General features: G+C 57.1%; 6 protein-coding genes. 1 reads left to right on the top strand and 5 read right to left on the bottom strand.

The features are described 5' to 3' along the window. Nucleotides 1-603: 603 nt before the first annotated feature. The 3 genes from Q1A00_RS16570 to Q1A00_RS16560 form a co-directional block, all read right to left on the bottom strand. Nucleotides 604-3,507, bottom strand: a complete 2,904-nt coding sequence (locus Q1A00_RS16570; protein WP_298405478.1) for a hypothetical protein — start codon at nucleotides 3,505-3,507, stop codon at nucleotides 604-606. A 351-nt stretch (nucleotides 3,508-3,858) separates the two neighbouring features. Further along, nucleotides 3,859-5,064, bottom strand: a complete 1,206-nt coding sequence (locus Q1A00_RS16565; RefSeq protein ID WP_298405480.1) for an MFS transporter — start codon at nucleotides 5,062-5,064, stop codon at nucleotides 3,859-3,861. 61 nt (nucleotides 5,065-5,125) lie between these two features. Beyond that, on the bottom strand, nucleotides 5,126-6,724 hold the full coding sequence (locus tag Q1A00_RS16560) for an amidohydrolase (protein WP_298405482.1): 1,599 nt from the start codon (nucleotides 6,722-6,724) through the stop codon (nucleotides 5,126-5,128). A 327-nt stretch (nucleotides 6,725-7,051) separates the two neighbouring features. On the opposite strand from Q1A00_RS16560, the gene Q1A00_RS16555 reads away from it, so the two are divergent. Continuing rightward, complete coding sequence (locus tag Q1A00_RS16555; protein WP_298405486.1) at nucleotides 7,052-8,338, top strand: hypothetical protein; 1,287 nt, start codon at nucleotides 7,052-7,054, stop codon at nucleotides 8,336-8,338. A 138-nt stretch (nucleotides 8,339-8,476) separates the two neighbouring features. Here Q1A00_RS16555 and Q1A00_RS16550 read toward each other — a convergent pair whose 3' ends face one another. Further along, entirely contained in the window at nucleotides 8,477-9,820 is a 1,344-nt protein-coding gene (locus Q1A00_RS16550) for an NAD(P)/FAD-dependent oxidoreductase (RefSeq protein ID WP_298405489.1), read from the bottom strand. A gap of 210 nt (nucleotides 9,821-10,030) precedes the next feature. Then, nucleotides 10,031-13,006, bottom strand: coding sequence for a transglycosylase domain-containing protein (locus tag Q1A00_RS16545; RefSeq protein WP_299757902.1), 2,976 nt, complete (start codon nucleotides 13,004-13,006; stop codon nucleotides 10,031-10,033). Nucleotides 13,007-13,151: the final 145 nt, after the last annotated feature.

Genomic DNA, 13,151 nt, shown 5'->3' with positions numbered 1-13,151 from the left:
CGCCAGCGTCCCTTGCAACGCTGCTAATTCTTGCGCGCGCGCTTCAACCGCGCTGAGTTCCTGCTCCCACGCGGGGAGATCGGCGAAGATTTGCGATAAATCCCACGTATATTCGACTGATATTTCGGCCCGTGTGGGAACTTGATTTGCGGTAAGGGTCATTTTAGTTCCTTTCGTCATAGGCACGGCGATCTGCCGCTATGGTCGCCCTGTTCGCCATTATACCTGACTCAGCAAGTGATTGCGTGGATGATGCGGCCCCTCACCACCCACTCGCAAAAGGGACAAAGACGCGGTAGCACCGGACGGCTGGCTGGCACCGCAAAGGAGGTGAACGCAAAGTATGCAAAGACGCAAAGGCGCAAAGGTCGCGAAGATTGCAAAGGGTTTTTGGGATGGCAATCATTCCCTGCTTCCTCTATGCCCTCTGCGATGCGCTACCATCCCCTTCCCCTAGCGGAGGGAAGGGGGTGGGGCCGCCTAGCGAGAGCAGAGCGCTCCTGCGTTCCGCACCTGCAATGCCTTGACCACCAATCAGTTGCTCCCCCTCTCCCGCCGTCAGGAGGGAGAGGAGGCCGAGGGTGAGGGATGCATTCACGCTAATTACCGCACAATTTGTGGCACATATATCCGATATTGGCCAGCGCTGATGATGACCGGCCCCTGCAACCATGGTCGATATTGGACAAAATTGCTGACTTTATCACCGCTGCCGTTGTTCACCAACCCATCGGCATTTGAGGCATCATTCGGACCGGTCACATTCCCCCACCAGTTATTCGGTGCTGAAATCCAATGATCAGGGGTGTCGTTTTGGATACCGGCAGTCGTATTGCCCACGATGTTACAGTACTCGACCACTGGATTGGCAGCAGTGCCAGAACTACGCAACCCATACCGATTGTTCGCTAATGTACAATAGCGTAACACCGGCGAAGCGTTGTCAACGTGAATCGCGGCGGAAGCACTGGACATGTCACCACTATAGCGCACCACAATGTACGAGAGTGTGCCGCTGCTGCCGCTACGGAACAAGAGGCGACCCCATTGGCTAGGAGCCGGCGGGGTGGTTGAGCTGACCGTTGTACCACCCACGGTTGAGTCGTTGATCGAAGTGACGTAAATCGGTTGGCTCTGGGTGCCATTGGCATTGAGGATCCCGTCAATCAAAAACTCCACCGAGGCATCCTTTGGCTTAATCACGACCCCCGGCCCCCACGTCAACGTGACACCGACGGCAACTGTAATATCTCCTTGTGGCACATACGGCGCTTCGGTTTCATCCCACGTCGTGTTGGCCGCAATCCCGCCGCCTTGCACACAGATGCCATTAGTGCCATTACCGCTAAAGTTCGCTGCGGTCATATTAGTCAACGTCACATCCGTTTGCGGATGAATTGCCACCGCACACCCGCTGCCAAACCTAAAGGTGCTGGCATTGATGGTCACTTGTGCGTCAAGGGCTTGCTCTACCATAGAGAGATTAAACCAGAGCCGTCCACCATAGCGCAATTCGACCATATTCAACGTTGCGCTGCCGTTACTCCTTACCAAGATACGCCCCCAATCACCGCGTTCAGGCGGGTTAGTATCGTTACCGGTTGAACCGCCAATCGTATTGTCACGCAGCGACGTCACGACAACCGGTTGGCCAGTAGTGCCATTGGCATTGAGCGCGCCATCGATGATAAAGTCTGTCTCGGTATTGTACGGTTTGATCACAATCCCCGGCCCCCATGTCAGAGTAGCCCCAAACGCAACCGTTATATCACCCTGCGGCACATAGGGTATCTCTGTCTCATCCCATGTTGTATTAATTGAAATACCGCCGCCTTTCACGCACAAACCATTGGTTCCGTTACCGGTTACATTGACGAGAGTTAGATTGATAATGGTGAAGTCATTCTGCGGATGAGTCGCCAAAGCACATCCTCTCCCATATTTAAAAGCACCGCCTTTGATGGTCACATTTGCGCCAACATCTTGTTCCAACATGCTCAGCGCTGACCACCCTTGGCCGCCATACCGCAATTCAAGCTGGTTCAACTCCCCAGCGCCAGTACTGCGGAAGAGGATACGGCCCCAATCACCGGGAGCGGGCGGGTTGGTTGTGTTGTCGGTGGAGCCGCCAATCGTATCGTCACGGACTGAAGTCAGCGTAACGGGTTGGCCGGCAACACCGTTCACATTGAGCACACCATCAATGAAGAAAGCGGTGTTGAAATCACGCGGCTTCACCACAATCCCCGGCCCCCATGTCAGAGTAGCCCCAAACGCAACCGTTATATCACCCTGCGGCACATACGGCGCTTCCGTCTCATCCCACGTCGTATTGGTCAATACCCCACCGCTATCGACGCAAATCCCATTGAATTCATTGCCAGTAAAGCTCGCCGGGCTCATATTGCTCAGGGTAAAATCGCTCTGTGGCGGCATGCTCAATGGGCAGCGCCTGCCATTGACAAAACGCCCGGCATTGATCGACACCGCAGCGCCGACCTCTTGGCGCAAGATCGCATTGCTGGCATTTTTACCGCCATAGCGCATTTCAACATAATCAAGCACGCCGCTGCTGCTGGTGCGAAACAGCACCCATCCCCAATTGCCGGGAGATGGCGTTGTCGTCGTATTGCCACTGGCGCCGCCGATGGTATTGTCATAGATTGAGGTGAAATAAATAGGTTGATCCGCCGTGCCCTGTGCCCGCAGCGTTCCGTGTACCAACAGGTTCGCCCCAAGGAAGACATCGGCCAGCTTTATGACCACCCCCGCCCCTAACGTAAGCGTCTTGCCGAAGGCCACGCTCACATCGCCAGTGAGAATGTAGACCGCTTCGGTTTCATCCCACGTCGTATCAGCGGTAATATCGCCGCTATCGACGCAAAGGCCGTTGTAGACATTCCCGCTAAAGTTCACCGGACTCATGTTCTCCAGCGTGACATCATTCTGCGGATGCATCCTGATCGCGCACTGATAGCTAAATTTAAAGAAGCTGGCACGAATAGTGACGTTGGCGTTCACCTCCACCCGCACCATCGGCTCAGTATAAGCGCCGCCGTAACGAATCTCGACGTGTTGCAGCACCCCTGTGCTGCCGCTCTGAAAGTGGATGTATTGCCAATTGGCCGGTTGGGGGGTATTGGCTTCATTATCGGTATCGCCGCCGATCGTATCATCGCGAATGGAAGTAAAGTAGATAAGATTATCGGAAACGCCGTTGGCAATCAGCTTCCCTTGTATAGTCAAACGGGTGTAAAGATTAAATTTCACCACCGTACCGGCTTGGATGGTCAACGTCACTCCTGCTGGCACCGTCACCGTGCCATACACCACATAGACCTTATCTGCTGTCCACACCTCATCAATGCTCAACATGCCGCTTTTACACACTAGCGCCGGATTACTGCAATTCACTGCAGCTTGAACCGGTTTCGGCCACAGGGTCATCGCAACCGCGAACACAACAAACATAAAAAACGGAAGTGCTGGACGAAAATAATGGCGCATTGCTTCACTCCATTGGCAAAGACACTAGTGCTTATCATATCATTTTAATGTGTTTCAATAACACTTTATCATCTTACAAATTCATGATTACCATCATGTTACGATTGAAGCAGCGAGCATTCTTGTTTCATCAATGAGCAAGAACCATCTTCCCTCGCGCAGAACGGCACCAAAGAACAACCTTTACCGCATCTGCAACACCTTAATAGTGTATCGTTCGCTTCACACATCAGGATGCATAAACAACCCCTTCTTCCATTATGGAAGAAAGGGACTGGCGGGAGGGCAAAAGATGTCTATTCACCTGCAAACAATCCGCTCGCTTGAAAGCCTTTCCGCTGGCAAGTGCCATTAATCCCCCTGTGTGGGCGCAGCCATTGGTATCACCACCGGCGCAGCCGCCGGACGCGCGCGTCCGGGCAGGGTCAGTGCTAGCGCCGCCGCCGGCAAGCCAAGCAGCGTCACTCCGATCATCACTGTCTCAAGACCAACCACGTCGGCAAGGATGCCGCTTAGCCATGTGCCGATCGCGCCAGTAGCGAAGGTGAAGCCAAGAATGAGGCCCGACGCCAGCCCTTGCTTGACTGGCAAGATGCGCTGGGCATGGACGACGAGAATGCTATGTTGGCCGCCGACCAGCATCCCAGCCAAGCCACAAGCAATGAAAATAGCCCACAGCGGCGTGGACAGAAAACAGGCCAAGCCAGCGGGGACGCTGAGGATTAGCGGCCAGACCGTCGCAGCGCGCATGCCAAACCGGTCAGCCATCCAGCCATTCAGCACGTTGCCGACCGCCGCCGTCGCCATAAAGGTACCGGCCAAGGCACCGTACACAGTTGGCTCCCAACCGCGATCGCTGAAGAGTTTGGGCAGGAACGACTGGTATACCGCCTGTATCGACGAGCGTACCACGACCAGCGTAATAAACGCAAGAAAGATCGCGATTGCCAGCGCCGTCCAAACTTGAGGCACAGCGGGGGTGGCGGCGCGTGCAGTCCGCCGGCTCCGGGCAGTTTGCTGGGCAAGGAGCAGGACTCCCGCCGGCACGATTGCCGCGAGCGCAATCGGTACGATTCCCGGCGTGCCGGCAACCGCTAGGACGATCCCGGCTAACAGCGGGCCGACCGCCAAGCCGGCCTGTCCGCCAAAAAAGAAGATGGCTGTCGCACTGGCCGGTTTGTTGGGCACCGCAGCCGCGGCGCTGGCGGTGCCGATCGGGTGAAAGAGACCGCTGCCGAGTGCAGCGAGCAGAAAACAGGGCAAGAGCACCGTCCAGTTTGGCGCTAGCGCCACTCCGGTATAGCAGAGCGCCATCCAGAGCACGCCCAGCGCCGCGAGTTGTAGCGTGCGTCCGGGTAGGCGGTCGGCGATCCAGCCAAACAGCGGCTGCGAGAGCGCACCGAGTAAGGTGTAAACAGTTAGGGCCAAGCCGATTTGCTGGTTGCTAAGGCCTAACGGCCCAGCCAAGACTGCCAGCAGCACTGCGCCGACGCTATTGAGCACATCAACCATAAAATGGCCGCCAACCACCGCCGTAAAGACCCGATTCCGCAGCATGCCGGCTTATCCTTTCCTTTATTATCAGCAGGGCAGATTGTGCTCTGCCCCTCGGCTTACGCTATCGCCGCTCAAACATGATCTTGCCCCCGACGATCGTCAACTCGGCATGCAGCGTATGCAAATGCTCCGCCGGCATCTGGAAGGGATTGCCGTTCAGGACGACCAGATCGGCTAACACGCCGGACGACAAACGACCCTTGCGATCAAAAGCGGCTTCCGCCGCCGCCGGGCCGCTGCAATAAGCTGCCAATGCTTCGGTGAGCGCCAGTCGTTGCTCAGGATACCATCCACCAGCAGGTATGCCATCGGTCGTTTGACGGGTTACCGCAGCGTGAATGCCGGCCCACGGGTCAAGCGTCTCGACCGGCGCATCTGAGCCAAACGCTAGTGTTACACCGGCATCAAGCAGACTACGCCATGCGTAACTGGTTACGCAGCGCGCACCCCACAACCGCTCGGCCATTTTCATATCGGCGGTGCAGTGAATCGGCTGCATCGAGGCAATCACCCTAAGTTCGGCAAAGCGAGGAATGTCGCGCGGATCGAGAATCTGGGCATGCTCAATCCGATTGGGTAACGCGAGCTGCGTTGCAGTAGGACGAGCAGCGGCGATAGCGTCAAGTACACTCCGATTGGCTGCATCACCAATCGCATGCACGACCACACTGATCCCGTGCGCATTGGCGCGCGTCACAATTTCTTTCATCTCGGCAGGTGGAATGACGGCGATGCCGGTATGATCACGCCCCTCATACGGTGCCAGCATGTGGGCGCTCTCAGAACCAAGCGAACCATCGGCAAACAGCTTGAGACCGCCAATCCGCAGCCAATCGTCACCCAACCCGCTGCGCAAGCCTAAACCGATGGCGTGATCGAGATGCGCACCGGCAATATGTGCCAGCACGCGGATGGTCAGATCACCGTCAGCCCGCAGCGCTTGTAGATCAATCAGCGTATCGGGACCATCAGCCGGATCGGTCGCCGGCGGCACGTGCAAGCTGGTCAAGCCGTAACTCAACGCCTCGTTTATGGCTAATCGTAGCGCAGCAAGCCGCTCGGCACGAGTAGGGGGTGGCACAATCGCGCGCACCAGTTCCATTGCGGTTTCAAACAGGATGCCGGTCGGTTCACCTCGCTCATCACGCTGAATCTGACCACCATCGGGATCAGGTGTCGCCGAAGTAATCCCAGCCAGCTCAAGGGCACGGCTGTTTACCCAGAGCGAGTGGCCATCTTTGCGATCCAACATCGCGGGCCGTTCAGGACACACCCGGTCGAGATCAGTCCGGGTAGGCCAGCGCCCGCCCCACAGCGTATGATCCCAGCCGTTGCCCCGCAACCATGCTCCCGGCGGCAAACGTTGCGCCGCAGCAGCGATCTGGTCGAGCGCCGCAGCGAAATCGGCACAGCCGGTCAGGCGCACCTGCTGGCGGGCAAGACCGTACAGCACAATATGAACGTGCGCATCGGTCAAACCTGGCAGCACTGCCCGCCCGCGCAGATCAATCGCCTCAATCTGATGGCCGGCGGCGGCTCGCACCGTCGCTTCATCACCCACCGCCAAGATTCGCTCGCCGCGAATGGCTACCGCTTGAACCACCGGTTGGGCCGGATCGAGGGTGTAGATTGGGCCATTGTAAAACACTATGGTAGTCATAACAAACCTTTTGTAGGATGGTCAAATACGAACGAAACGAAAGGTTATATAGTCAGAGCGGTACCCAATCCTACGCCTTCCTCGCCGTTCTGTCAAATCTGAGTAGTCAAATATTTACTTAGTGTAGAACATGCTTAACTTGTTGAGGCTTCAACTTTCGAGTACGCTCACAAGTATGGTATGATATGTCAAGATTTTGCACATGATGTTACCAAGCCTTGTCCAGATACTCAAAACCAAGTTTCAAATATTCTTCTTTATCCTTTCCGTCTTAAACCTCTTGTAGCGGTGCGCCTTTGCGTTAGCGTTTATCGTAGGAGGCCGGTAATGACCAATCCGCGCTCGAACTATGCGTTGGCAGGCGCAGCCCTCTTTAACCCGATGGCAGCGATGTACTGGCTGGATCTAGCGCGCGGGCAGCGCCCCGGCATCGGGCTGGCACTGGTTAGCGCAGCGGGTGCGGCATGCGCCGGGTTGGCCGCCGATCCGCGCCAGCACCCATGGCGAGCGGTGGCGAGCGGGTTAGCAGCAGCGACTGGCGCTGCGCTAGCCGGTTGGGCTTTGCAGCGGTATGTGGCGTGGGTGGAAGGCGAGAGCGAAGATGCACCGGCGCCGCCAAACGCGCACGATCTGCTTGTGCCGGCGGCAGCAGCCTGCGCTGGTGCGGTTGGCGTGGCCGCGTTGGTGGGCCGCGCGCCAGAACAATACATCGAATATAGTGGTAAGCACGGCGATTATCGGTGGATTGCCGCCAATCCTCATCCAGCCCAGCGCTGGTTGGCATGGGGCGGCTATCTCGCCCACCAGTTGGCGATTTGGGGATGTATCTACGCCGGCCAGCGCCAACGCCTGCGCTATACCAGCGATATGCGTCGGCTCAATTGGCTGGCGCTAGCAGTCAATGCCGGCGGGGTGGCACTGCACTATCTGCAATCGCGCTATACCTACGATGGGCTAGCCCGTGATGTGCCCGAAGGCAGCGCGCTCGGTTCGGTATCATTTATTCTGATGTTAACGCTTGCGCTTGAATCGCCGCGGCGCGGTCTGTTTTTCGGCAGCCGCAGGGTGATGCCGCCCCCTGAACTTGTGCGCTTTGCCCGCCGCTTTCACGGCTATATCTTCTCGTGGGCTTCGACCTACAATTTCTGGTATCACCCGATCGACCCGAAACCGCTGCACTACACCGGCCTCTTCCATACCTTGTTGATCTTCGTCCAATCGGCGCTGATCTACACCAATGCCCACCGCGATCCACGCTGGACATTAGCCCTTGAGATGTTGGCCTTGCCGCATTCGGTTGTCTCGACACTCTATAAACGCAGCGGGCTAGCGGCGATGTTTACCTTTAGCTTCTTAATGATGTTTGTGGTTAACCAGATGCACGGCCTCAATCTACCGGCGCGGGCGCGCTGGACGATCGGCGGCGCGTATGCCGCTACCGTGCTGAGCTACTACGGCGCGCGCCGTCAATGGCATAAGTTGCCTGATATCCTACGGATCCCGATCCTTGAATACGGGGTATTAGGCATATTGGTGTTGTTGTCGCTGTTGATGCGAGCCGTGCGACAGTTAGAGGGGAACCCGCACACTGTGCAACTCGACTACGAGAAGTAGCACACAGATTAGCACGGGTTTGGGCAGATTCGCACGAATCGCGCCAACCGTGAACATCCGTTGCATTCGTGTCCACCTCTCTACATAAATGGGACACGGATACTCACTACCCAATCCGTGTCCCATTCACCACAATTTCTACTTCACCGCGCGCGCCGCAGCAAAAACCGCCTCGCTGAGGGTTGGGTAGGCAGTAAAGATGGCGGCTAGGTCAGCAATCGTCGCGCCGCTCTGAATGGCTAGCGCCACCGGAGCCAGCAGATCAGCGGCGTGCGCCCCTACCGCGATCCCACCCCGGATTTGGCGGTTGGCAGCATCGAAGACCAACTCAACCCAGCCTTCAGTTTCGTCACCGAGGTAGGCCTTGAGCGAAACGGTGTACGAGGCCCGCACCCGTTGCAACACACCCTCTCCGCCGGAAACAATCCCTACTTGCGCGATTTCAGGCACGGTATACACAGCGCTGACGACAGTGTGCGGGCAATACCCCGGCGCCGGCAACTCAGCCGCTGTCCGTCCGGCGATCCACGCCTGCGCCAGCGCGCGGTTGGCAAGCATCGGCCCGCCGGCAGCATCACCGACAGCAAAAATATGCCCCGCTTCGGTGCGGCCATAGTTATCGATCGCAAGCTGCCCATTCTCGCCCACCTTCAACCCGGCAGTCGCAAGGTTGAGCCGGCTCAGATCGGGCACCCGGCCAATGGCGAGGAAGGCCATCGCCGCAGTATGCGTCACGCCATCGGTCGTAGTGACGGCCACCCCATCTTCGGTACGCTCAGCTCGCTCGACATCAACTTGATGAATAACTACGCCGTGCGCCGTCATTGCCGCCGCCAATGCTTGACCGGCAGCCGGATCAAACATTGGCAGCACGCCGGGAGCGCCCACGATCCACGTCACTTTAACCCCTAACCGGCTAAAGAGCGAGGCAAACTCGCTGCCGGTCGGCCCGCCGCCAATGACGATCATATCGGGTGGCAACGCATTGAGATGGCTGGCAAAGCGCGGCGCGATAATCCGTTGGCCATCGGGCTTCATTGTGGGTGGGAAGCGCGGTACCGAGCCGGTAGCAATAATTACGGCATCAGCAGATAACATCTGCTGGCTTTCACCCTGACGAACGACGAGTTCGTGCGGGCTATTGAAAGCGGCCACACCGTTGACAACCTTAACACCAGCGGCATGTAACCGTTGCGCCTCGCGTTCGCTCCACCGGCTCGCCACATCCTTGATTCGAGCTAACACTACGGCTGGATCAACTTGTCCTGAACCAACTACTATCCCTGCCGCAGAAGCATGGGCAATAACGCCGGCCACTTCGGCAGCGTGCAACCACACCTTGCTCGGAAGCAAACTATCCCAACCGGTGCGTCCACCGATCGGCCCTTCGCTGATTAATGTGACCTGTGTGTTACCTTGAGCAGCGGCGACCGCTGCTTCCACCCCGGCCGGCCCGCCACCGATCACGACAATCTGTTTCATGGACGTTCTCCCAACGCCATCCAACAATATTTATCCGTGATGGAAGATGCAAAAAATGGACGAGTGGTTACACTTGGTAGATATGCTAGCATGGCAAGGCCCGACGTGGTATGCTCTTGCCACGAAATAAGCCCCGTCCTGATGTGTAGCCCCATTTCTGCGTTGTGACTATGGCAAGCGGATCACCTACGCTTTCGGCCCAGTGCTACGTTATGAATCCGACGGTGGTTCAGGCGTCGTTTCTTGGATCGGTTCAGTCGCCGGCGCCGGTTCGGGATCAGGCGCGCGAATACCGAGTACGATGGTCGTGTCAGGCAAAATCCATTCACCTGCCGCCGGCAGCGAACTGAGCACCACATATGGCCCGTACCGGAAATAATCCTCGCCGGCTCGATCCGGCCCTTGATAATCAACGTAGATGCGACCGAGATCAATACCCAGTAATGCCAACACCTCTTTGGCCTGATTTTCACCCAACCGACGCAAATCGGGCATCAAGATCGCCCCCTCGACCGGCGGTACCGGGACCGGTGGTTGGAACATCTCGGTCGTGCATTCGGGCAGGTCTTCATATTTGAGCTGTACCGTCGCGTCACCGCCACGCCACTTGTATTCAACTTTCTCGTTCGGATCAGGCGGCGGTAGTTTCCACAGATAAATCTCGCGTACCAATTCGGGTGGATAGCTGGCATCCGGCGCCGGACGGCAGTAGGCCCCATCGCTAAGCGCGCTCAGGTCTTGTGGTAATGGTGGCGCTTTGGGATCAGTAGGCGGCGCTGGCGGCGGGTTGGGACGCAACTCGCCAGTACTCGTCCACTCTTCAGGAGTAGGGATGCGCACGACGGTCACTTTGTCATAGGCGGAACAGAGGCCCTCTACTGGCAGCAGGCCGGTTGGGTTGGCAGTTGGCGTCGGGCGCAATAACGCCTCCTCCTCCAGCCGCTTCAGCATGTCTTGGGTGAACAGCTCTTCGCGATAGCCGCCAAACGGGCCGGGCAATTCGCAGATCGGGCGACGGACGACCTTTTCAGGCAAGGTGAAATTGGTTTGAATGTCACCATTGGGAAAAGGGCCAGCAAACAGTGCTCGATACCGATCATCCTCGGCGATCAAACGGAAGATACTCTCCATCACATTACGCCAGATAATGCCACCGCCGGTCAAGCTTTCTACCCGCGCCGTTGGCTCATTATTGTTGTTGCCTGTCCAGACCCCCACCGTTACAAACGGCGTGTAGCCAACTGCCCATGCATCGCGCCAGTCATTGGTGGTGCCAGTCTTGACAGCAGCGGGCAAGCTGAGACGAAGCGGGCTGTTGAGACCCCAGATCGCTTGGCGGGCGCGATCGTCGCTAAGCATATCAGAAATGATCGCCGCCAACGCCGGATCGACAGCCTCTTCACCGGGAGTTTGGGTGAAGCGTTCGAGGGTGCGACCTTGCGAATCGGTAATTTCGAGAATAGCTACCGGCTCAAAATACCGCCCGCCGCTGGCCAACGTATTATATGCCGTCGTTAACTCAAGCGGCGACACCTCACCACCGCCTAGCGTGAGTGACAAACCGTAGAAGCCAGCACCACGCTTCAGACCGTTACGAATACCGACCCGCTCAAGCAACCCAAGCGTGTACTCAATTCCGGCAAATTTTAACGCTTTGACTGCCGGCATATTGAGCGAATTAGCCAGCGCTGTGCGAATCCGCACTGGCCCGTTCCACTGGCCGTTGTAATTCAGCGGCGCGTACCAACTGCCAGTACCGGTCGGGAATTGGGTGGGCACATCCCACAAGACCGATTCCGGCGTCATTCCTTGCTCCATAGCCGCTAGATAGGTAAATGGCTTCAGCGCCGAACCGGGTTGTCGTTCGCGGGTGGCAACATTCACCTGCCCATCGAGCACATTGCCCGACTCGCCGGGGGTAGTGGTTGGTTTGACCGCGTTGTAATCGATACTGCCAACCATCGCCAGAATCTGGCCGGTATTTGGCTGCATAATCACCACTGCCGCATTATGGATATTGCGCGACTCAAGCTCGGCGATGCGTTCGAAGGCGGTCGCTTGGGCCATCCGTTGCAATTGCAGATCGAGAGTCGTGGTAATACGCAATCCACCACCGTAGACAATCTGCGAACCATACCGTTGCAAGAGCAGATCGCGCACGTAAAAGACAAAGTGCGGTGCATTGAGCGGCGCTTCTTGCGGCGCAAAACGGAGCGGCGTCGCTAATGCACGGCGTGCCTGCGCTTCGGTGATATAGCCGTCTTCCACCATCCGGCGCAGTACTGCTGCCTGTCGCACTCGCGGCAATGGTGTACCGGCAGGTAAACGTGCTTGCGGATCAAGCCAGTCATTACCGACATAGACTGGCGGCAAGTAGGCACCTTGAGCGTCGCGTTCGAGATAATTCACCGGGTTGTAGACCGATGGCAATTGCGGCAGGCCAGCCAACAACGACGCCTGATTGAGATCAAGCTCAGCAGCACTGACGCCAAAATAAACTTCACTGGCCGCTTGAATGCCGTAGGCCAGATTGCCGTAAAAGTTCTCGTTTAAGTAGAGTTCGAGAATCTGATCCTTGGTATATATGCGATCAAGCTCTTGGGCCAGAATGATCTCTTTCAGCTTACGCTCGTAGCGGCGCTCAGGCATCCGCTCTTCCGGCGTCAACACGCTATTCTTAATCACCTGCTGGGTGATCGTCGAAGCGCCACCGGTCTCTTCGCCAGCGCGCAGGCTGTCAACTAAGGTGCGGATAATGCCGGCTAAATCGATACCGGGATTGGTGTAAAAGGTTTTATCCTCGATCGCGATGGTGGCTTGAATCAAGAGCGGGCTAATCTCATCAATCGCAACTTTGGTGCGCTTACCAGCATCGAAAAACTCGTAGAGCAGTTCGCCGTTGCGATCGAAGATGCGTGAGTTCTCAAACAGCTCGCGGTTATCGAGCAGGGCCAAGCGCGGCCTTAAGCTCTCGGCGACCTGCGTATAGGCATTGTAGGCAAAGCCGGCCAGTCCGATGAGTACAACTACTGTAAGGCCTAATAAGGCCAGCAACGTGTTGATCAGCCAGCGGCCAATGACCGAACGCGGTGCAGGCCGACCGCGTAACAGACGCGGCGGCACATGCCGGTGACCGTTACGACGGTTTCGGCCATTATTCATATGTAAACGACGTGAACGAAGCATACTATCCTCAAACGCATAAACGCGCTACATGCAACACAAACTCGCGAGTAGTATAGCATGCCGTTGGCGGGCGAAGGATGAGCGGAAAGCCGGAGCTTGTGTCGGGGGCTTGCGCCCCCTCGCAATGACACATTCCCCCCTCCCC

This window comes from uncultured Chloroflexus sp. (assembly GCF_938091255.1).
Lineage (GTDB): Bacteria > Chloroflexota > Chloroflexia > Chloroflexales > Chloroflexaceae > Chloroflexus.
Note: the sequence above shows the minus strand (reverse complement) of the source record. Positions and strands in the feature narration are given on the sequence as shown.

Coding starts and splice junctions, on each gene's coding strand:
- Q1A00_RS16550 (WP_298405489.1), bottom strand. CDS start 9,820: ATGAAACAGATTGTCGTGATCGGTGGCGGGCCGGCCGGGGTGGAAGCA.
- Q1A00_RS16570 (WP_298405478.1), bottom strand. CDS start 3,507: ATGCGCCATTATTTTCGTCCAGCACTTCCGTTTTTTATGTTTGTTGTG.
- Q1A00_RS16555 (WP_298405486.1), top strand. CDS start 7,052: ATGACCAATCCGCGCTCGAACTATGCGTTGGCAGGCGCAGCCCTCTTT.
- Q1A00_RS16545 (WP_299757902.1), bottom strand. CDS start 13,006: ATGCTTCGTTCACGTCGTTTACATATGAATAATGGCCGAAACCGTCGT.
- Q1A00_RS16565 (WP_298405480.1), bottom strand. CDS start 5,064: ATGCTGCGGAATCGGGTCTTTACGGCGGTGGTTGGCGGCCATTTTATG.
- Q1A00_RS16560 (WP_298405482.1), bottom strand. CDS start 6,724: ATGACTACCATAGTGTTTTACAATGGCCCAATCTACACCCTCGATCCG.